Annotated in this window: 23 protein-coding genes; 18 read left to right on the top strand and 5 right to left on the bottom strand. The window is 66.1% G+C overall.

What is annotated here, in order from left to right:
* The first annotated feature begins 73 nt into the window (after positions 1-73).
* The 4 genes from F1642_RS08535 to F1642_RS08550 all read left to right on the top strand — a co-directional run bounded on the left by F1642_RS08535 (position 74) and on the right by F1642_RS08550 (position 4,013).
* A complete protein-coding gene (locus F1642_RS08535) occupies positions 74-1,876 on the top strand; it encodes a methanol/ethanol family PQQ-dependent dehydrogenase (RefSeq protein WP_046000536.1) in 1,803 nt (600 codons plus the stop codon).
* Between the two features lie 129 nt (positions 1,877-2,005).
* Complete coding sequence (locus F1642_RS08540) at positions 2,006-2,668, top strand: c-type cytochrome, methanol metabolism-related (RefSeq protein WP_046000537.1); 663 nt, start codon at positions 2,006-2,008, stop codon at positions 2,666-2,668.
* Entirely contained in the window at positions 2,665-3,486 is an 822-nt protein-coding gene (locus F1642_RS08545; protein WP_139598267.1) for a quinoprotein dehydrogenase-associated putative ABC transporter substrate-binding protein, read from the top strand. Before F1642_RS08540 ends, F1642_RS08545 begins: the two co-directional genes overlap by 4 nt.
* Positions 3,483-4,013: a PQQ-dependent catabolism-associated CXXCW motif protein gene (locus F1642_RS08550; RefSeq protein WP_046000539.1), complete on the top strand. Its 531-nt coding sequence runs from the start codon at positions 3,483-3,485 to the stop codon at positions 4,011-4,013. The genes F1642_RS08545 and F1642_RS08550 overlap by 4 nt, the downstream gene beginning before the upstream one ends.
* On the opposite strand, the gene F1642_RS16500 is transcribed toward F1642_RS08550, so the two are convergent.
* The 3 genes from F1642_RS16500 to F1642_RS08565 all read right to left on the bottom strand — a co-directional run bounded on the left by F1642_RS16500 (position 3,988) and on the right by F1642_RS08565 (position 5,978).
* Complete coding sequence (locus F1642_RS16500) at positions 3,988-4,851, bottom strand: YncE family protein (RefSeq protein ID WP_194886001.1); 864 nt, start codon at positions 4,849-4,851, stop codon at positions 3,988-3,990. The genes F1642_RS08550 and F1642_RS16500 overlap by 26 nt on opposite strands.
* A gap of 66 nt (positions 4,852-4,917) precedes the next feature.
* Positions 4,918-5,475, bottom strand: coding sequence for an SRPBCC family protein (locus tag F1642_RS08560; RefSeq protein ID WP_045981884.1), 558 nt, complete (start codon positions 5,473-5,475; stop codon positions 4,918-4,920).
* Entirely contained in the window at positions 5,472-5,978 is a 507-nt protein-coding gene (locus F1642_RS08565; RefSeq protein ID WP_046000541.1) for a DUF3280 domain-containing protein, read from the bottom strand. Before F1642_RS08565 ends, F1642_RS08560 begins: the two co-directional genes overlap by 4 nt.
* A gap of 160 nt (positions 5,979-6,138) precedes the next feature.
* On the opposite strand from F1642_RS08565, the gene F1642_RS08570 reads away from it, so the two are divergent.
* Genes F1642_RS08570 through F1642_RS08595 form a run of 6 tightly spaced genes read left to right on the top strand, consistent with a single transcriptional unit; the run spans position 6,139 to position 11,095 of the window.
* A complete protein-coding gene (locus F1642_RS08570; RefSeq protein ID WP_255522288.1) occupies positions 6,139-7,326 on the top strand; it encodes an ABC transporter substrate-binding protein in 1,188 nt (395 codons plus the stop codon).
* Between the two features lie 8 nt (positions 7,327-7,334).
* Positions 7,335-8,306: a YVTN family beta-propeller repeat protein gene (locus tag F1642_RS08575; protein WP_045981881.1), complete on the top strand. Its 972-nt coding sequence runs from the start codon at positions 7,335-7,337 to the stop codon at positions 8,304-8,306.
* A gap of 37 nt (positions 8,307-8,343) precedes the next feature.
* Positions 8,344-8,958, top strand: coding sequence for a hypothetical protein (locus tag F1642_RS08580; RefSeq protein ID WP_255522289.1), 615 nt, complete (start codon positions 8,344-8,346; stop codon positions 8,956-8,958).
* Between the two features lie 6 nt (positions 8,959-8,964).
* Positions 8,965-9,687 carry an ABC transporter ATP-binding protein gene (locus F1642_RS08585; RefSeq protein WP_045981880.1) on the top strand — a complete coding sequence of 241 codons (723 nt, stop codon included), beginning with the start codon at positions 8,965-8,967 and terminating at the stop codon, positions 9,685-9,687.
* On the top strand, positions 9,684-10,508 hold the full coding sequence (locus F1642_RS08590; RefSeq protein ID WP_045981879.1) for an ABC transporter permease: 825 nt from the start codon (positions 9,684-9,686) through the stop codon (positions 10,506-10,508). The genes F1642_RS08585 and F1642_RS08590 overlap by 4 nt, the downstream gene beginning before the upstream one ends.
* Positions 10,505-11,095: a hypothetical protein gene (locus F1642_RS08595; protein WP_194886002.1), complete on the top strand. Its 591-nt coding sequence runs from the start codon at positions 10,505-10,507 to the stop codon at positions 11,093-11,095. Before F1642_RS08590 ends, F1642_RS08595 begins: the two co-directional genes overlap by 4 nt.
* On the opposite strand, the gene F1642_RS08600 is transcribed toward F1642_RS08595, so the two are convergent.
* Complete coding sequence (locus tag F1642_RS08600; RefSeq protein WP_194886003.1) at positions 11,092-12,078, bottom strand: glycosyltransferase; 987 nt, start codon at positions 12,076-12,078, stop codon at positions 11,092-11,094. The genes F1642_RS08595 and F1642_RS08600 overlap by 4 nt on opposite strands.
* A 172-nt stretch (positions 12,079-12,250) precedes the next feature.
* Here F1642_RS08600 and rfbC point away from each other — a divergent pair, with 172 nt between their 5' ends.
* Genes rfbC through F1642_RS08635 form a run of 8 tightly spaced genes read left to right on the top strand, consistent with a single transcriptional unit; the run spans position 12,251 to position 19,283 of the window.
* Complete coding sequence (rfbC, locus tag F1642_RS08605; RefSeq protein ID WP_046000546.1) at positions 12,251-12,811, top strand: dTDP-4-dehydrorhamnose 3,5-epimerase; 561 nt, start codon at positions 12,251-12,253, stop codon at positions 12,809-12,811.
* Positions 12,808-13,845: a dTDP-glucose 4,6-dehydratase gene (gene rfbB, locus F1642_RS08610; protein WP_046000547.1), complete on the top strand. Its 1,038-nt coding sequence runs from the start codon at positions 12,808-12,810 to the stop codon at positions 13,843-13,845. Before rfbC ends, rfbB begins: the two co-directional genes overlap by 4 nt.
* Positions 13,845-14,705 carry a dTDP-4-dehydrorhamnose reductase gene (gene rfbD / locus F1642_RS08615; protein ID WP_194886004.1) on the top strand — a complete coding sequence of 287 codons (861 nt, stop codon included), beginning with the start codon at positions 13,845-13,847 and terminating at the stop codon, positions 14,703-14,705. Before rfbB ends, rfbD begins: the two co-directional genes overlap by 1 nt.
* Entirely contained in the window at positions 14,702-15,574 is an 873-nt protein-coding gene (rfbA, locus tag F1642_RS08620) for a glucose-1-phosphate thymidylyltransferase RfbA (RefSeq protein WP_046000549.1), read from the top strand. The genes rfbD and rfbA overlap by 4 nt, the downstream gene beginning before the upstream one ends.
* 33 nt (positions 15,575-15,607) lie before the next feature.
* Positions 15,608-17,227 carry a glycosyltransferase gene (locus F1642_RS08625; protein WP_194886005.1) on the top strand — a complete coding sequence of 540 codons (1,620 nt, stop codon included), beginning with the start codon at positions 15,608-15,610 and terminating at the stop codon, positions 17,225-17,227.
* Positions 17,224-17,562: a glycosyltransferase gene (locus tag F1642_RS15770; RefSeq protein ID WP_255522290.1), complete on the top strand. Its 339-nt coding sequence runs from the start codon at positions 17,224-17,226 to the stop codon at positions 17,560-17,562. Before F1642_RS08625 ends, F1642_RS15770 begins: the two co-directional genes overlap by 4 nt.
* Complete coding sequence (locus F1642_RS08630; RefSeq protein WP_255522291.1) at positions 17,481-18,122, top strand: hypothetical protein; 642 nt, start codon at positions 17,481-17,483, stop codon at positions 18,120-18,122. The genes F1642_RS15770 and F1642_RS08630 overlap by 82 nt, the downstream gene beginning before the upstream one ends.
* A 42-nt stretch (positions 18,123-18,164) precedes the next feature.
* Positions 18,165-19,283, top strand: a complete 1,119-nt coding sequence (locus F1642_RS08635; RefSeq protein ID WP_194886006.1) for a hypothetical protein — start codon at positions 18,165-18,167, stop codon at positions 19,281-19,283.
* A 6-nt stretch (positions 19,284-19,289) separates the two neighbouring features.
* On the opposite strand, the gene F1642_RS08640 is transcribed toward F1642_RS08635, so the two are convergent.
* Positions 19,290-20,027 (bottom strand): CatB-related O-acetyltransferase, encoded by a 738-nt coding sequence (locus tag F1642_RS08640; protein WP_194886007.1) that lies wholly within the window; start codon positions 20,025-20,027, stop codon positions 19,290-19,292.
* Positions 20,028-20,052: the final 25 nt, after the last annotated feature.

Genomic DNA, 20,052 nt, shown 5'->3' on the forward strand with positions numbered 1-20,052 from the left:
CAACTACTTGGACATGGAATGCCGCGGGGGGAGGAAATCCGCGGCGCTTATCCAGGGAGCGGAGGAGCACTCGATGAAACATCTCTTGAACAGCGCGGCTGTCGCGCTGCTTTTGACCGGCGCATCGGCTTACGCGAATGAAAGCGTCCTGACCGAGACCGCCGAGGCCGGACAATGGGCCATCCAGACCGGTGACTATGCCAACACCCGGTATTCCGAACTGGACCAGATCACCCGTGAGAACGTCGGCGATCTGCGTGTCGCCTGGACCTTCTCGACCGGCGTGCTGCGCGGACACGAGGGCGGGCCGCTGGTCGTGGACAACGTGATGTATGTCCACACGCCCTTTCCGAACAACATCTTCGCGCTGGACCTGAACGACAATGGCAAGATCCTGTGGCGCTACACGCCCCAGCAGGATCCCGAGGTCATCGCGGTCATGTGCTGCGACACCGTCTATCGCGGTCCGGCCTATGCAGACGGACTGATCCTGTCGCACCAGGCCGACACGACGCTGGTGGCGCTTGACGCCAAGACCGGCGAGGTCAAGTGGTCGGTCAAGACCGGCGATCCGGCCATCGGCGAGACGAACACCGCGACCGTGCTGCCCGTGGGCGACAAGGTGATCGTGGGCGTGTCGGGCGGCGAATACGGCGTGCGCGGCCGCGTCACCGCCTACAGCCTGGCCGACGGGTCCGAGGTCTGGAAGGCCTATTCGACCGGCCCCGACGAGGAGATGCTGGTCGATCCGGAAACCACCATGCACCTGGGCAAGCCCATCGGTGCCGACAGCTCGCTGAACAGCTGGGAAGGCGATCAGTGGAAGATCGGCGGCGGTTCGACCTGGGGCTGGTATTCCTATGACCCGGACCTGAACCTGATCTATTACGGCACCGGCAACCCGTCGACCTGGAACCCGTCGCAGCGTCCCGGTGACAACCGCTGGTCCATGACCATCATGGCCCGCGACGCCGATACCGGCATGGCCAAGTGGTTCTACCAGAAGACGCCCCATGACGAATGGGACTATGACGGCGTGAACGAGAACATCCTGGTCGACAAGGAAATCGACGGCCAGATGCGCAAGCTGCTGGTGAACTTCGACCGCAACGGCTTCGGCTACACGCTGGACCGCGAGACGGGCGAACTGCTGGTGGCCGAAAAGTTCGACCCGGCCGTCAACTGGGCGACCGAAGTCGATATGAACAAGGACTCCGAGACCTACGGCCGTCCTCTGGTCGTGTCGGAATACTCGACCGCCCAGAACGGCGAGGACACCAACACCACTGGCGTCTGCCCGGCGGCGCTGGGATCCAAGGACCAGCAGCCGGCGTCCTATTCGCCGAAGACCGGCCTGTTCTATGTGCCGACCAACCACGTCTGCATGGACTATGAACCCTTCCGCGTCGCCTATACCGCGGGTCAGCCCTATGTCGGCGCGACGCTGTCGATGTATCCGGCCCCCGAAAGCCATGGCGGCATGGGCAACTTCATCGCCTGGGACGCCGTCGCGGGCGAGATCAAGTGGTCGCTGCCGGAGCAGTTCTCGGTCTGGTCGGGCGCCCTGGCGACCGCGGGCGACGTGGTCTTCTACGGCACGCTGGAAGGTTACCTGAAGGCTGTCGACGCCGAGACGGGCGAGGAGCTCTACAGCTTCAAGACGCCGTCGGGCATCATCGGCAACACGATGACCTACGAGAACAACGGCAAGCAGTATGTCGCGGTTCTGTCGGGTGTCGGCGGATGGGCCGGCATCGGTCTGGCGGCCGGTCTGACCAATCCCAATGACGGTCTGGGTGCCGTGGGCGGCTATGCGGCCCTCAGCGACTATACCGAATTGGGCGGTCAGCTGACCGTGTTCGAACTGCCGGACTGATCTGCCGGCCGCGGGGCGTCTCATACTTTCGTTCCGCATACGCAAGCGTGACCTATGACGGCGCCGCCCCAGCACTAGACTGGGGCGGAACCGTCTGAGGAGACAGACGACTTTGGGAGGACTTCCGACATGAAAGCCATCACCAGCCTCACGGCGCTGGTCCTGGGCGCGTCCTTGGCCGGCATGGCTTGGGCGCAGACCGAAACGACGCCCCCGGCGGACGCGGGCGCTGGTGCGGCCGCCGCCGTGTCGGGTGATGCCGCGGCAGAGGCCCCCGCCGATGCCGCAGCCGCCGAACCTGCAGCCGACGCAGCCGCCGAAGGGACCGAGACCGCAGCGGCAGGCGCCCATGTCCTGCCCAACGGCCAGGACATGACCCCGGTCGAGGAACTGGACGGCCGCTGGCGCAATGACGAGGGCATTCCGACCTTCAAGGTCGAAGATGGCGTCGTCGATTTCGCGACCTTCAACGGTTTCCGCCGCTATCACGCGGAATGCCATGTCTGCCACGGTCCTGACGGCGAGGGGTCGACCTACGCCCCTGCGTTGAAGGAATCGGTGCTGCGCATGGATTATTACGACTTCATGCAGACCGTGGCGTCGGGCCGGCAGGGCACGAACTCGGTCATGCCGGCCTTCGGCACCAACAAGAACGTCTGGTGCTATATCGACGACATCTATGTCTATCTGCTGGCGCATGGCACCGGCGAGATCGGTCGCGGTCGTCCGGCGGAACGCGCCGACAAGTCCGAAGACTATACCGCGCAGGAAGATTCCTGCATGTCCAGTTGACGGCCCTAGGACGCCTTGCCGGGCTGGTGCTGGCGGTGGGGGTTTTGTCCACCCCGGCCGCGGCCCAAGTGGCGGACCTGCGCTCCACCACCCAGTTTCGGGTCTGCGCCGACCCCGCGAACGCGCCGATGTCCAGCCGCGACGGCAGCGGGTTCGAGAACAAGCTGGCCGAGTTCTTCGGCCAGCAGCTTGGACTGCCGGTGACCTATTTCTGGTTCCCGTCGGGCATGGGTTTCGTGCAGCGCACCCTGCGGGAGGGCAACTGCGACGTGGTGATCGGTTATGCCCAAGGGGACGAACTGGTCCAGAACACCAACCACTACTACACCTCGGTCTATGGCATCGTGACGCGCAGGGACGGTCCGCTGGCCAAGGTTGACCGCCTCAGCGACCCGGCGCTGAAGGAGGTCGGCATCGGCGTCGTGGCGGGCACGCCGCCTGCCACGCATCTGGCGCGGGCGGGTCTGGCGCCCAACATGCGCGGCGCGGATCTGTTCGTTGACCGCCGGGTCGAGGATCCGATGGGCGATCTGCTGGAGGATGTCCGCAGCGGTGCGACGGGCGCCGCCGTGCTGTGGGGCCCGTTGGCCGGACCGCGCGTCAAGGACGACCCCGACCTGCAATTCACGCCCCTGCTGCACGAGGAGGCGTCGCCGCGCCTGTTCTTCCGCATCACCATGGGGGTGCGCCCCGAGGAGCAGGAATGGAAGCGCGAGCTGAACAGCTTGATCCGTCGCAATCAGGACGGCATCAACCAGATCCTGCACGATGCCGGGGTGCCGCTGGTCGACGACTATGGCAAGGAAGTGCTGCCGTGATCCGGCTGCTGGTGCTGGCGCTGCTGCTGGCACCCGCGGCGCGGGCCGAAACCGTGCCTGAGCCCGACACCTATCACGGCGAACCCTATCGCTCTCCGGTTCCTGCGACGCTGGCCGGGGCGCAGGTCATCGATGTGGGTCAGGCCATCGCCCTGCAGGGGCAGGCGGCGTTTCTGGACGTGCTGCCGCGGCCCAAGGCCAAGCCCGCGGGCCTTCCAGAAGGGACGATCTGGAACGAGCCGCCCCACCGCTCGATTCCCGGCGCCGAATGGCTGTGGGACACAGGGTACGAAGCCCTGTCCCCAGCCGAGGAGGCGCGCCTGCGCGACGGGCTGACCCGCGCCAAGGCCGGCGATCCCGATCGCCCCGTGGTGATCTTTTGCCGGTCCGACTGCTGGATGAGCTGGAACGCCGCGCGGCGGGCGGTCGAATGGGGCTTTGACCCGGTGATCTGGTTCCCCGGCGGCACGGATGCCTGGGAACAAGCCGGCCAGCCGCTGGTCACCGTGGAGCCTGTCGCCCCGTAAAGCTGCCGAAGGCGCGGGGACCTGACGGCATGTCGATGCTGTGCGTCACCACCAGCGTCTTTGCGTCCAGAATCGTAAGCGTGTCCGAATCCCAGTTCGCGACGGCGACGCCGCTGCCGTCGGGCAAGGTTGCGATTCCTTCGGGATAATCGCCCACGGTGACGGTCCCCACCGGCTCCAGTGTAACCGCGTCGAACACGGTGACGGTGCCGTCATACTGGTCGGTGACGAAACCCCGCCCCTCGGCAAAGGCGACGGCATAGGGATGGCTGCCGGTCGGCACCCGGCCCGTCAGCTGCCCTGCGACCGGATCGATGACCGACACCATATCCCCCTGCACATCCGCCGAAAACAGCCGCCCGTCATGGAAGGTCACGCCGAAGGGATGCGCCCCGGCCGTCGCCACGCGATGCAGCAGCGCGCCCGTCCCTGCGTCAAAGATGCTGATCTGATCCGCATCACGATCCGCCGTGGCCACCAGGCCCATACCGTCGGTCGCCACGCCCGCCGGCGCGTCGCCGGTGGGCGCGCTCCAGACCGGCTGCAGGTCGGCGTCCAGCCGCGTCAGCCGCGCACCGTACCAGTCGGTGACGAAGACCCCGCCATCGCCCGCCGCGGCCAATCCGAAGGCCCCGGCGCCCAGGTCCCGATGGGCCAAGGGCAAGGCGTCTTCGTCCAGCACGTGCAGGCGTCCGCTGTCGGCGGCAATGACATAGACGCGCCCGGCCTGCGGGTCATAGGCTACAGGCGCAGGGGCATCTGGAATGTCGGCCGTCGCGACGATCGCGCCCGTCCCCAGGTCGATCACCGACAACGCATCGGCGTTCTGCGAGGTCACGAACGCAAGATCCCCGGCCAAGACCGGGGACCCTGTCAGCAGCAGCGCCAGGAAAGCACCCCGCACCTATTCGACGCGGCCAAAGCGTTCCGCCAAGGCGTCCAGCCCGGCCTGATAGACGCCGTCGACCGCCGCGATGGCAGCATCGTCGTTCAGTTCGGCCGGGGGTTCGTTGTTCGGGAAACCGCGATAGAAGCCGCCCTTCCACAGGACCTCGGCCTTGCCGTCCTTGTCGCTGACCTGCAGCGTCGAGGAGTAGTTGGTCACCGGCAGGACCGCCGTGTCGACCTCGGTGATCATGTACTTGTACATCATCTTGTCGTTGTCGATGGCCATCAGCTGTTCGGTGATGGTGGGCGCCCCGTCGCCGTTCAGCGTCAGCACGCGGGTCGATTCGTCGGGAACGTCCGCCGCCGCGCCCTCGGGCGTCATCGCGGTCGATGCGACCACCGGATGCCAGCTCATGTCGTCGAAGCGGCCGATCACCTCCCACACCTCGGCGGGGGTGGCATCCAGCGTCACGGTCTTTTCCGTCTTCAGGCGCGACGGGCCATGCGCCCCCGCCATCCCCGTCAGGGCCAGCACCGCACCAAGCGCGCCCGCCAGAACTGTCGTCGTCCTCATTCCTTCCGTTCCTCCCGAAAGATCACATTTCTCAGCAGATAGCTGTAGCCGCGCCGGAACGCGTCATCGGTGTTGCCGCGGATCTCGACCGATCCGGCGCGCACGGTCTCTCCGGTTTCGGCATCGCGCAGGGTCAGATTGACCGACTGGATCAGGTTGGAGACCTTCTGCACCTCTCCGGCGATGGCATAGTCCGATCCCATCCCGCGGGCGATCTTGGTATCGGCGCCGTTCGACCGGACCGGGTTCAGGATGCCCGCCACCGCCTCGGCCGGGGGCGGTGTCAGGGCAAAGCCGCGTCCGGTCAGGTCTTCTGCGATGAAATCCTCGACCATGGCGATGCGCGCGGTTTCGTCCGCGCGGACGCCGTTGATGGCGCCCTCGGTCGAAGTGTCGATGTAATGCAGGCCGAACCAGGTCGCGGTCCCCGGGGGCGGTGCCGGCTGGGCAAGGGCGGCCATGGGGGCCAGCAGCAAGGCCGATATCAGGCTGAAACGGGTCATCCCCTGACCATGCGCCGGGGTCGGGCAGGCGTCCATTAAGACAAAAGGTGCAGCCGCCCCCGACTTTGGGTTGAGGGAAAAGTTCCCGGACGAAACGGGAACAATAACCGGCTTGCCGCATTCCGGATCACCCCCCACCATGCCTGCAGGGAGAGACGAAATGTTCAAAGGAATCATGGGACTTTTGGCTGGTGCCGTGGCACTGGCCCAGCCCGTCGCGGCCCAGACCCCGGACCCGGTGCAGATCCGCACGGCCGTGCTGCGGGTCGACGACCCTGGCCTGCCGCCGATCTCGCGGCTGGACCTGATGCCCGCCGATCTGGGTTTTGCAGGCGCGCGCCTGGCGATCGAGGATAACGACACCACCGGCCGCTTCATGGGCCAGGACTTCGAGGCCGAGGAGGTCGCCGCAACCCCCGAGACCGCCGAGGCCGAGATGGCACGCCTGCTGGACGAGGGGGTGCAGTTCATCGTGCTTCTGGCCGATGACGCGACGACCCTGGCCCTGGCCGATCAGGCGGGGGACCGGGCGATGGTCTTTAATGCGATGGCGCGCGGCGACAACCTGCGCGGGACCGATTGCCGGTTCAACACGATCCACGTCGCGCCGAGCCGTGCGATGCTGACCGACGCCATGACGCAGTTCCTGATGTGGAAGAACTGGCCCCGCTGGTTCCTGATCCACGGCAGCCACCCCGAGGACCAGGCCCTGGCCCAGGCCTGGCGCACCAGCGCCGCCAAGTTCGGCGCCCAAATCGTCGAGGAGCGTGAATACACCGATACCGGCGGCGCGCGCCGCACTGACAGCGGTCACGTGCAGGTCCAGGCGCAGATGCCCGTCTTTACGCAGCGCGCCGCGGACCATGATGTGGTCATTGCCGCGGACGAGGCGGACGTCTTCGCCGCCTATCTGCCCTATCTGACCTGGGACGCGCGCCCAGTGGCGGGATCCGCCGGGCTGGTTCCGCGCAGCTGGCACCCGGCGATGGAGGCCTGGGGCGGCACCCAGTTTCAGAACCGCTTCGAGAAGCTGGCCGCCCGCCCGATCCGCGAGGAGGATTACCAGACCTGGCTGTCGCTGCGCATCGTTGGAGAGGCGGCGACCCGCACCAATTCCGGCGACCCCGCCGCGCTGACGGAGTTCATCCTGTCCCCCGATTTCGACGTCGCGGGGTTCAAGGGCCAAGCCCTGACAGTGCGCGACTGGGACCACCAGGTGCGCCAACCCATCCTGCTGACCACCGGCGTGCTGACCACCTCGGTCAGCCCGCAGGACCAGTACCTGCATCAGACCAGCCAGCTGGACACGCTGGGCGTCGACCGCCCCGAAACCCAATGCCAATTCTGAGAGGCCGCATGCGACATCTTCTGAGTGCCACCACCGGGCTTGCGCTGATGCTTGCCGCCGGACCCGCCCTGGCGAACCGCGTCTTCGTCACCAACGAACGCAGCAACGACGTCACCGTCCTGGACGGAGAGACGTTCGAGGTCATCGGAACCTATCCCGTGGGCAACCGCCCCCGCGGCATCACCATCAGCCCCGACGGGACCGAGCTGTATGTCTGCGCGTCGGACGACAACCTGGTGCGCGTCTTCAACCCCGAGACGATGGAGGAGATGCACACCCTGCCGTCCGGTCCCGACCCGGAACTGTTCGTGCTGCACCCGTCGGGCAACCCGCTGTTCATCGCCAACGAGGACGACAACATCGTCACCGTGGTCGACACCAAGACCCACCAGATGCTGGCCGAGGTGCCGGTCGGCGTCGAGCCCGAGGGCATGGGCGTCAGCCCCGATGGCAAGGTCGTGATCAACACGTCGGAAACGACGAACATGGCGCATTTCATCGACACCGAGACGTTCCAGATCACCGCCAACGTGCTGGTCGACAGCCGCCCGCGCTTTGCCCAGTACACGGCCGACGGAACCAAGCTGTACGTGACGTCCGAGATCGGCGGCACGGTCAGCGTGATCGACCCGGCCACGCAGACGATCACCAAGAAGATCAGTTTCGACATCCCCGGCGTCCTGCCGGAGGCGATCCAGCCGGTCGGCGCGCGTGTGACGTCCGACGGGTCCAAGCTGTTCGTGGCCCTGGGGCCGGCCAACCGGGTCGCCGTGATCGACGCTGCCACCGACGAGGTGACCGATTACCTGCTGGTCGGGCAGCGGGTCTGGCAGCTGGCCTTCAGCCCGGACGAGAAATACCTCTATACCACCAACGGCAATTCCAACGACGTGTCGATCATCGACGTGGCCGCCAACGAGGTCGTCCGCTCGGTTCCCGTGGGGCAGCAGCCCTGGGGTGTCGTCGTCGCCCCGGACTGATCCGGCATCCCTGCATATCCTGAGGAGGAGAGATTCCATGACCACGCTGACGAAACTGATGTCCGGTGCCGCCTTGGCCCTGATCCTGGCGGTGCCCGCTACCGCCCAGGATGCCGCGGTCCCCGACGCCTCTGCCGAGCAGGCACCCGGCGGCGATGCCGTTGTGGGCGAACCCGCCGAGGCGGGCACCCAATCGGGCGAGGCCGTCGAGGCGGACGAGGATGATGACGACGAGGAGGAGGAGGCCCCGTCCGAGGGGACCTATGACGCGACCGGCATGTTCGATTATGGCTTTTCTGGCCTTCTGGCGCGAGAGAACCGCACCGACCTGGCGCCCCTGACGCTGGCATCCGGCCAGCCCGTCGCGGGCGGCGAATACACGATCAAGTCGGGCGGCTATTATCGCATCAATATCGTGGCCGACGGCAGTCAGGAGCTGGCCCTGTCGGGCGGCGACTTCTTCCGCGCGATCTGGATCAACGAGATCGTCATCGGCGACACCGAGATCCGGCCGATGGGCGTGCACAGCATCGAATTCGATGCCGACGGCACGGCGGTCCTCAGCTTTGTCGCGGTGCTGCCCGGTCGATACACCTTGTCAGTGCCGGGTTCTTCGGGCGACAGTCTGCAAGCCGTCTTCAACATCCAGTAGGGTTCATTGACCGCCGCGTTGCAGATCGACCATGTCAGCCACAATTTCGGTGCCGTGCAGGCGCTGGACGACGTGTCGCTGACGGTGCCGCGCGGCGGATTCACCGCCCTTCTGGGGGTGAATGGCGCGGGCAAGACCACGCTGTTCTCGCTTGTGACGCGGCTCTACAACAACCGGTCGGGAATGATCCGCGTGGCGGGGCACGACCTGCGGCGCGAACCGTCGCAGGCGCTGGCCCGTCTGGGCGTGGTCTTTCAAAGCCGCGCGATGGATGCCGACCTGACGATCCGCCAGAACCTGATCTATCACGCCAGCCTGCACGGGATACCCGGCAGGCTGGCGCGGCCACGCATCGACCAGGTCCTGGGCCAGGTCGATCTGGCCGACAAGGCCGACACCCGCGTCACCGCCCTGTCCGGCGGCCAGTCGCGCCGCGCCGAGATCGCGCGCGCGCTGATCCACAGCCCCGACCTGCTGCTGCTGGACGAGGCAACGGTGGGCTTGGACGTGAAGTCCCGGGCCGAGGTGCTGGCCCTGACCCGCCGCCTGATCGCCCGCGACGGCGTGTCCGCCCTGTGGGCCACCCATATCATGGACGAGATCGACCCGGCCGACGACCTGGTGATCCTGCATCGCGGCCGGGTGCTGCGCCAGGGTCGCGCCGCCGACATCGCCGGGCCGCACGGGTTGACGCGCGCCTTCCTGGACCTGACCGGAGTCGCGCCATGACCGCACCCACCGACCGCCCCCGCGGCTGGCTGACCGCCTTTCTGGGCATCGCGCGCCGCGAGACGCTGCGCTTCGTCAACCAGCGCGGGCGCTTCCTGGCGGCACTGGTGCGCCCGCTGGTCTGGCTGTTCATCTTTGCCGCCGGGTTCCGCGCCGTGCTGGGTCTGTCGATCACGCCACCCTATCAGACCTATGTCCTGTACGAGGTCTACGTGACCCCCGGCCTGGTCGCGATGATCCAGCTGTTCAACGGCATGCAGTCGTCGCTGTCGATGGTCTACGACCGAGAGACCGGGGCCATGCGCACGCTGCTGGTCAGCCCGTTTCCGCGTTGGTACCTGCTGGGATCCAAGCTGATCGCGGGGGTGATCGTGTCGATCATCCAGGTCTTCACCTTCCTGGCCATCGCATACTGGTGGGGCATCCGCCCGCCCGTCTGGGGCTATGTCACCGTGATCCCGGCGCTGATCCTGTCGGGGCTGATGCTGGGCGCGATGGGTCTGTTCCTGTCCAGCGCGATCCGCCAACTGGAGAATTTCGCGGGTGTCATGAACTTCGTGATCTTCCCGATGTTCTTTGCCTCGTCCGCGCTGTACCCGCTGTGGCGGATGCGCGAAAGCAGCCCGCTGCTGCACGACATCTGCGCCGTCAATCCCTTCACCCACGCGGTCGAGCTGATCCGGTTTGCGCTGTACATGCAGGTGAACTGGACCGCCCTGGCGGTGGTCCTAGGATGTTTGGCGGGGTTCTTCGGCGCGGCGGTCTTCATGTATGATCCGCAAAAGGGCCTGTGGGCCCGGCGGAAAGGAGGTCCCGCATGATCCGCATCACCCTGGCCCTGGCGCTGCTGGCCGGTCCCGCCTTCGGCGCGGCGGGGACCGATCCCGACTGGCCCTGCATCCAGCGCAAGCAGCCGCATCTGTCGATGGGTCAGGTCTGGACGGGCCCCATCCCGGACGACGAAACGCTGGCCCTTGCCCGCGATCCCGACATCGCCCGCCTGGCCGAACGCCTGGAACAGCGCCGCCTGCCGATCGAGGAGGCCGAGACGGAGATCGCGGAATTCGGAGCCGAGGCCCCAGACACGCATCTGGTCGCACTGATGCAGGCAATCTTCGACCGGATCGACAGTGACCGCAGCGCGCTGATCGCGGGCATCGCGCGCTATGGCCGGTCGCAGGTGGACCTGTCCGAACGGATTGAGGAACGCCGCGCCCGCATGGCCGAAATGGAGGCCGCCGATGCCCCCGATTTCGACGCCATCGACGCCGAGGAAAAGGCCCTGGACTGGGATCAGCGTATCTTCACCGAACGCCAGCAGTCGCTGACCTATGTATGCGAGACGCCGGTGATCCTGGAACAGCGCATCTTCACGCTGGGCCGTGCCATCGCAGGCCAGCTGGACTAGGGCGCGTCGCTGCGCGACAGTCGCAGGATGTCGTCATGGCTGCGGTCCAGCCGGCCCGCCAGCCCGTCGCGCACCGCCTGATCCAGGATGGTCCGAAACAGGGCGGCGTCGGGGCCGTAATCCGCGGCCTTGCGGCGCCACTTGCGCAGCAGCACCGGGACCAGCGGCCAGAACCACGGTCCCGCCGCCACCCGGTAGGCCATCAGCGCATTTCGATACATGTAGAACACCTTCCACATCGGGCGCAGCACGACACCACCCTGCGCCTGCAGGGCCGTGGTGTCGTGATCGAACCGCACCTGCGGCGCGAACCCGAGGCGCAGCCCGGCACGGCGCATCTGCAGCGTGTACAGCTGGTCGTCGCCATAGATGAACAGACGCGGGTCGGGCAGCCCGGCCCGCTGCAGCGCCGCGCGCGACAGGAACAGGCCGACGAAGCTGCTCATGTCCACCGGCACGACCGGTGACCCGGTTCCGTAATCACCGTCGCCCAGATGGAACCCGGCACGGCCGCGGCCCAGGGGCATCCGCGCCAGGGTGCGCAGGAAGGCCCCCGGATTCCAGAACGGGTTGCGATAGGGGCGGTTCATCTCGCAGATGCGGCCGTCGGGGTGATGCACCGCGGCGCCGATCGCGTCCCATTCCGACAGATCCATCGCCCGGAAGGCGTCGATGGCGCCAGGCGCGGGGCGACCGTCATCGTCCATGACCACGGTCCAGTCGGCCTGCGCCTCGTCTCGCGCAAGCTGCATGCCGACGGAAAACCCGCCCGCCCCGCCCTGGTTCGTGGTGCTGCGATGGACGCGCAGGCGTGGGTCGTCCAGCGCCGAAAGCCAGTCGGCGGTCCCATCGGTCGAGGCATTGTCGACCACGATCACGTGATCGACCGGCTGGTCCAGCAGGCGCGCGACCGTGACGGTCAGCTTGTCCAGCCGGTTGTACGTGACCACCACGGCGGCGATCGAGGGTCGGGTATGGGCCATGGCGTGCCGATCATGTCATCTGCCGGCAGGCTGCGGCCGGGTCCGACCGCGCGATACCACGAAGGGCATTTGTGCAGCAACCGCCACCCATGCTGGTTTTCCGTGCCGGACGGGGCTGACAAGGCGCGTCGATGCCCCTAGACATCGTGCAGGACAACCGCCCGAGGCAAAGATGCAGATCGAAACAACCCCGCTGCCCGGAGTGCTGCTGCTGACGCCGGCCCGTCATGGCGATGCGCGCGGCTTCTTCTCGGAAAGCTGGAATCGCAGGACGCTGGCCGATGCCGGGGTCGTGCTGCCCGAGTTCGTGCAGGACAACCATTCGATGTCCGCGCAGACCGGCACGCTGCGGGGTCTGCATTATCAGTCGCCCCCCTTCGCGCAGGGCAAGCTGGTGCGCTGCGGGCGTGGCCGGCTGTTCGACGTGGCGGTGGACGTGCGCATGGGCAGCCCGACCTATGGCCAATGGTTCGGGACCGAACTGAGCTTCGAGAACGGCCGCCAGCTGTGGATTCCCGCAGGCTTCCTTCACGGCTTCGTCACCCGCGAACCCGATACCGAGATCGTCTACAAGTGCACAGCCCATTATGACCGCGCGTCGGACGGTGCGGTGGCTTGGGACAGCGTCGGCATCGACTGGGACGTCACCGATCCGCTGCTGTCCGACAAGGATCGGGATGCGCAGCCGCTGGCAGAGTTGAAATCGCCCTTCGTCTTTGAGGAGCAGGCATGAAGATCCTGATCACCGGCGGCGCCGGATTCATCGGCTCTGCCGTCGTTCGCCTGGCGATCGCACGTGGGCATCATGTCGTGAACCTGGACGCGCTGACCTATGCCGCGAATCTGGAGAACGTGGCCGAGGCCGCCCGGTCCGACCGCTACGCGTTCGAGCAGGCCGACATCCGCGACCGCGCGGCGCTGGACCGCATCCTGGCGCAGCACCGCCCCGACGCGATCATGCACCTGGCCGCGGAGAGCCATGTGGACCGGTCCATCGACGGCCCTGCGGCCTTCGTGGAGACGAACGTGATCGGCACGTTCAACATGCTGGAGGCCGCCCGCGCCTATTGGACGGCCCAAGGGCGCCCCGACAGCTTTCGCTTTCACCACATCTCGACCGACGAGGTCTTTGGATCCTTGGGCGAGACGGGGCAGTTCACCGAAACTACGCCCTATGACCCGCGCAGCCCCTATTCGGCCAGCAAGGCGGGGTCCGACCATCTGGTCCGCGCGTGGGCCGAAACGTATGGCTTGCCCGTCGTGCTGACGAACTGTTCGAACAATTACGGCCCCTATCATTTCCCAGAAAAGCTGGTGCCTGTGGTGATCCTCAAGGCGCTGTCGGGCCAGCCGATCCCGGTCTATGGCGACGGTGGCAACATCCGCGACTGGCTCTATGTCGAGGATCACGCCGATGCGCTTCTGCTGGTCCTGGAAAAGGGCCAGCTGAACCGCAGCTACAATATCGGCGGAGAGAACGAGGCCACCAACATCGACCTGGTCCGAACCATCTGCGCCCATATGGACGAGCTGCACCCGACGGGCGCGCCGCATGCGGACCTGATCACCTTCGTGACCGACCGTCCGGGCCATGACCGCCGCTATGCGATCGACCCGACCCGCATCCGCACCGAACTGGGCTGGCGCCCGTCCGTGACGGTCGAGGAGGGGCTGCGCCGCACCGTCGAATGGTATCTGGCCAATCGCGACTGGTGGCAGCCGCTGCTGGACCGCGACGGCGTGGGCAAGCGTCTGGGGACGGCCTGATGCAGAGATTGCTGGTCTTTGGCCGCACCGGCCAGGTCGCGCGGGAACTGGCCGCGCTGGCGCCCGATGCGACCTTTGCGGGCCGCGACCGGGCCGATCTGACCGACCCCGCCGCCTGCGCCGCCCTGATCCGTGCGGCGCGTCCGCGTGCGGTCATCAATGCTGCCGCCTACACCGCCGTGGACCGGGCCGAGACGGACCCGGACACCGCCCGCCTGGTCAATGCCGACGCGCCTGCCGCGATTGCGCGGGCCTGCGCGGATCTGGGCATCCCGTTCCTGCACATCTCGACCGATTACGTCTTTGACGGATCGGGCGACCAGCCGCGGGCAGAGGATGCGCCCACCGCACCCCTGGGCGTCTATGGCGCGACCAAGCTGACCGGAGAGCAGGGCGTGGCCGCCGCGGGCGGAGTCTGGGCCGTGATGCGGACCTCCTGGGTGTTCTCCGCCCATGGCGCGAATTTCGTCAAGACGATGCTGCGCCTTGGCGCGGAGCGCGACCGCCTGACCGTAGTGGCCGACCAGATCGGGGGGCCGACGCCTGCCGCCGACATCGCGGCCGCCTGCCTGCGGATGATCCGCGTCATGCGCGACAGGCCCGACACCACGGGCGGGATCTATCACTTCGCGGGCACGCCCGACGCCTCCTGGGCCGAGTTCGCGCGCCAGATCATGGCGCAGGCGGGCTTGGCCGCGCAGGTGGCGGACATCCCGTCATCCGACTATCCGACACCCGCCGCGCGCCCGCTGAATTCGCGGCTGGATTGCGGACGCATCGCGCGGGATTTCGGGATCGCGCGTCCCGACTGGCGGGCCGGGCTGACCCGCGTTCTGGATCAACTGAAGGACAAGGCATGACACAGCGCAAGGGCATCATTCTGGCCGGCGGATCGGGCACCCGGCTGTATCCGATCACCATGGGCGTGTCCAAGCAGCTGCTGCCGCTTTACGACAAGCCGATGATCTTCTATCCGATCAGCGTCCTGATGCTGGCCGGCATCCGCGAGATCGCGATCATCACCACCCCCGAGGATCAGGATCAGTTCCGCCGCCTGCTGGACGACGGCAGCCAGTGGGGAATCAGCTTCACCTACATCGTGCAGCCCAGCCCCGACGGCCTTGCGCAGGCCTATATCCTGGCCGAGGATTTCCTGGCGGGCGCACCGTCCGCGATGGTTCTGGGCGACAACATCTTCTTCGGGCACGGTCTGCCGGAGCTGCTGGCATCCGCAGATGCGCGCGACGGGGGTGGCACGGTCTTCGGCTATCGCGTGTCGGACCCGGAACGCTATGGCGTCGTCGATTTCGACGACCAGATGCGGGCCCGCGCCATCGTCGAAAAGCCCCCCGTGCCGCCGTCGGACTATGCCGTGACGGGGCTCTATTTCCTGGACGGCACCGCGCCGGAACGGGCCCGCGCCGTCCAGCCCTCCGATCGCGGAGAGCTGGAGATCACGACCCTTCTGGAAAGCTATCTGCATGACGGGTCGCTGACCGTCGAACGCATGGGCCGCGGCTTTGCCTGGCTGGACACCGGCACCCATGCCAGCCTGCTGGATGCGGGCAACTTCGTGCGCACGTTGGAGAACCGCCAGGGTCTGCAGACCGGCTGCCCCGAGGAGATCGCCTTCGAGGCCGGCTGGATATCGCCTGACCAGCTGCGCGCGCGTGCGGCAAAGTTTGCCAAGAACGATTATGGGGCCTATCTGCTGCGTCTGATCGACTGACCCTTCCTCCCGACAGACGGATTGACCTCGCCCATGTCCGACCTTGCCTCGCACACGCCCGCAGATCCTGCGCTGGTGGCCCATCTGACCGCCGGCATCGCCGAGGCCCGTGCGATCTATGAGCTGCTGTTTCCCACGCAGCAGCTGTTCTTCATCCTGTCGCAGGGCAACAACCCGATCTGGGCCGCCCCCGAGGTGATCGAGGGTCCGCACAATCCGCGTCCCCAGGACCTGGGTGCGGATTATCTGGGCACCCTGACCCGGCAGGGCGCCTATGACGGCGCGCCGCAGGTGACCATCCGCCTGGCCATCCCGCGCCTGCCCCTGCCCGGAGAGATCAAGCAGATCGATGCGCCCTGGAGGCCCATGCGCGGTCTGGGCGCGCTGTTCCGGGCCAGCCCGCTGTGGTACGAACAGGTGCGCTATGGTGCCGAGATGGCCCGCAAGCGCCAGGCCGACCGACGCACGGACCAGACGGCCATGCCCCTGGGCGACGGCTCGGCCCTGTTGCCCGCACCCGTGGCGCCCGACAGCGACAAGCGTCCCGCCATCCTGATCGGCATGCACTGGCTGGAGATGGGCGGCGCCGAGAAGCTGGGCTTCGACACCATGCGCTGGGCGCTGGCGGCCGGGCTGCGGGTGTTCGTCGTGGCGTCGGTTCCGGCCGTGCAGCGGCTGGCGGACAAGCTGCCCGACCATCCGGACCTGACCTTCATCCGGCTGGATCGCTATCTGCCGCACCACCTGTGGCCGCGCTATGTCCAGCGGCTGGCGATGGCGGAAAACATCCGCGCCGTGCACATCCACCATTGCACGCCGCTGTACGAAAGCCTGACCATGCTGCGCATGCACCTGCCGTGGGTGCAGACGATCGACAGCACGCATATCGTCGAATACGCGAATGGCGGCTATCCGCGGATCTCGGGCGTGTGGTCCAACTATCTGGACATGCAGCATGTCATCAGCGGAGAGCTGGTCCGCTATTTCCGCGACCGCTTCCATGCCCCGGCGGGCAAGGTCGTCTTGGGCCGCATGCTGGACCGCAAGAACAACGATGCGCTGCCGCCGCTGCGCCTGCAGGCGGGACAGAAAGCGCTGCATGCCTGCTTCATCGGGCGGCTGTTCTATCAGAAGCGGCCGGTCGTGGTGGTCGAGGCCCTGCGCGCGCTGAATGCCTGGGCCGGGCGCAACGGCATCACGTTGACCGCGACCATCGTCGGCGAAGGTCCCTATGACGGCACGCTGACGCGCCTTCTGCGCAAGCACGGTCTGTCGTCCAAGGTCGACCTGCTGCCCGGCAATACCGACATTCCGGCCCTGCTGGAACGGTCCGACATCCTGCTTCTTCCCTCGAACAACGAGGGTCTGGCGCTGGTCTGCTACGAGGCCGTGGCCCATGGCTGCATCCCCATCTCGACCCGCGTCGGATCCCAGGACGAGGTGCTGCCCGACGGCCTGCTGGTGCCGCTGGCGCCGCGTGCGGCCGTGGCGGGCACCGTGGCCGCAGTCGACGCGATGTGGCGCGATGCAGGCACCCTGGCGCGACACAAGGACGCCCTGCAGGCTGCGTGGACGCGTCTGACCGCCGATCCGACCGCCGAGGAGGTGCTGATGCCCGTCTATCGCCGTCTGGCCCAGGGGGACGCGGCATGAGCGTCCTGAACAAGACGGCTGCGGTCATCGTCACCTTCAACCGCTCGGGCAAGCTGATGGCGGTGCTGGACGCGCTGGCGGCGCAGACCCTGCGCCCCGACATCGTGCTGGTCGTGGACAATGCCTCGACCGACGACACCGCGGCGCTGGTGCAGGCGCGGGCCGACGGCGACCCGACCATCCGCCACCTGCGGCTGCCGGCGAATGTCGGCGGGGCGGGGGGTTTCATGCCGGGATCAAGGCAGCCTACCAGATGGGCGCGCAGTATTTCTGGGTGTCGGACGACGATGCCTATCCCCGACCGGACGCCCTGCAATCCCTGCATCGGGCCCTGACGGGTTTCCAGGCCGATAACGGCTGGCGCCCCAGCTTTGCCTGTTCGCGGGTCGAGTGGATCGACGGATCGCTGTGCGAGATGAACTGTCCGCGTACCGTGTGGGACTGGGCACGCTTCGTGCGGCCGGGCAGTGCCTGGGCGCTGGTGGACAGCGCGTCCTTCGTGTCGGTGATGATCCCGCGCTGGGCCGTCAGCGAACACGGCCTGCCGATCGCGGATTACTTCATCTGGTTCGATGATGCCGAATACACCCGCCGCATCGCGCGCAGCTATCCGGGCATCTTCGTGCCCGAAAGCGTCGTGGTCCACGACACGCCCGACAACCGGGGCGTCAACTTCGGCCTGGTCGACGACAAGAGCCTCTGGAAGTTCAAGTACGGGGCGCGCAACGAAACCTCATGGCGCCGGCGCGAGATGGGCCTGATGGGCGTGCTGGCCTATGCCTATGGGGTCCGCGGCCAGATGCGCCGCGGCGACGTGCCCTCCTCCCTGCGCCGCCAGATCTATGGCGCGATCATCAAAGGCTTGGGGTTTCGCCCGGCCATCGAGCGCGTTTGATGGCATTCGAATGACACCCTCTGTTGGCAAAAGCAGTTCCAGATGAAAACCATTATGTTCATCGGTCATTTCAAGACCGGATCGACATCCATTCAGCACTACTTTGCCCGCAACTGGCTTGCATTGCTGCGCAAGGGTGTTCTCTATCCCGGTGTCGAATCACAGGCCGCAGCCCGTGCAATTCGTCTGAGCCTTACCGGACGTGACGAAGACCTCCGCGGACAGACGTTGAACGTGATCGAACCTCATAATGCACTGGCCCTGAGGTTGAAGAACGAGGAGGATGGCCACGGCGTCCCTCCCTACTATCCGCATGCCCCTTCGGGCCTGCAGATGTTCGAAATGATCAAGAACCAGTTGGATGCTATCCAGCCCGAGACGATGGTCCTGTGCTCTGAGGTCTTTGCCCTTCTAGGAATGACCAAGGAGCGGAAAAGCGTAAAACGGATTCATAACCGGTTTCGGTCCCATGACGTCAAATTGTACTGCAGCCTCCGTCGACCCGATGATTATCTGTCATCGTGGCACCGCCAGCGGCTGAAATTCGGCGAGAAGATGCTTCCCCTGCGCGCCGGGGCGCTGAATGCCTATCTTGAGACTGCGCATTTCCAACAAGCAAAGTTGGTTCGCGGCTGGCTTGAAGGGGGCTTCGAAGGGGCCGAACTCGTACTGCGCAATTTCTCGGATATCCAGAAAAGTGGAGGATCCGTAGTCGATTTCATGTCACGAACAGGAATTCCCATCCCTGACATGGCGGTCATGCCTGGAATGATGAACCCGTCCGTGCCTTCGGCCTTCGCCGAGATCGCGCGGCTTGCGCTGCATCAACTGCCGCAAGAATCGGCGCGGTCTATGGTTGCTTGGCTGATAGCGATGCGCGAGGAAGTTGACCACGTCGAGGACAGGGAGGTGGAGGTGTTCGGTCAGACTATGCGCGACATGATGGTCGAGCGGTTCCGACCCGTCGCTGATGACCTGTCGACGTTATCAGGTGTTAATCGCTTTTATCCAGATCTGGAAGACATGGCGTTGCTGCGGCCCGTGCCCGAACTCGAAGCCGCGCGGGCTGCGTTGGCTGGCCTGCGTGCCATAGGCGGTCGATCACGGTTGACCGAGGCGGAGCGTGAGTGGCTAGCCAACCTAGAAATACCTGCGGCCTAGAACCGCTCAGGCCAATGCAAGCAGTTCCGCTGCCGTTACGTACTTGTCCCGACGCGGCGTGATGCTGTCCCGCTTTTCCATGAATGTGGCGCAAAACGTCATAGGATCGTTGAAATCGAACTGCGCGATGTCATTTAGCTGGTAATTCCACCAGCGCGTTTCCTGCAGGGCTGTGATTACATCATCCGGGAACCGGTATCTCAGGATGCGCGCGGGCACGCCGCCGGCGATGGCATAGGGCGGTATATCCTTGGTGACCACGCTTCTCGCTGCCACAACGGCGCCCGTACCGATCCTGACCCCACCAGCGAAGGTGACGTTTCCACCGATCCACACGTCGTTGCCAAGTATCACCGGTGCCGGTCTGCCTTGAAAGGGTGACACCATGTTCATGGATACCGCACCAAGCTTTCGGGCAGCTTCCTGATAGAATTTTCCATAAGTTAGCGGGTGTGTCGTCACGCGATCGATGGGGTGGGCATCCCCCATGACGGCCGATCCCGGCGCGATCGAGCAATACGCACCGGTTCTAATGCGTACGGCAGGAGAGTTCGTGTAACTCATGTATCCTAGGGAAGACAGGGCGACTACGTTCGGTCCCGGTTTTGAGTGACGCGACCACACCGATACCTGCAGCGTGTTGTCAAACGCGATTGCCTTGATGCTGTCCCACCCCAGATTGGGGTGAATGTTGGAATCGTCCATAAAGTGTCGGATGCGCGGGTTCAGCTTGATACGATGCATGGTGCGCCTCTAGTGACCTGCGATA

It is taken from the genome of Paracoccus sp. NBH48, from assembly GCF_015390265.1.
In the GTDB taxonomy this organism is placed as follows: Bacteria; Pseudomonadota; Alphaproteobacteria; order Rhodobacterales; family Rhodobacteraceae; genus Paracoccus; species Paracoccus marcusii.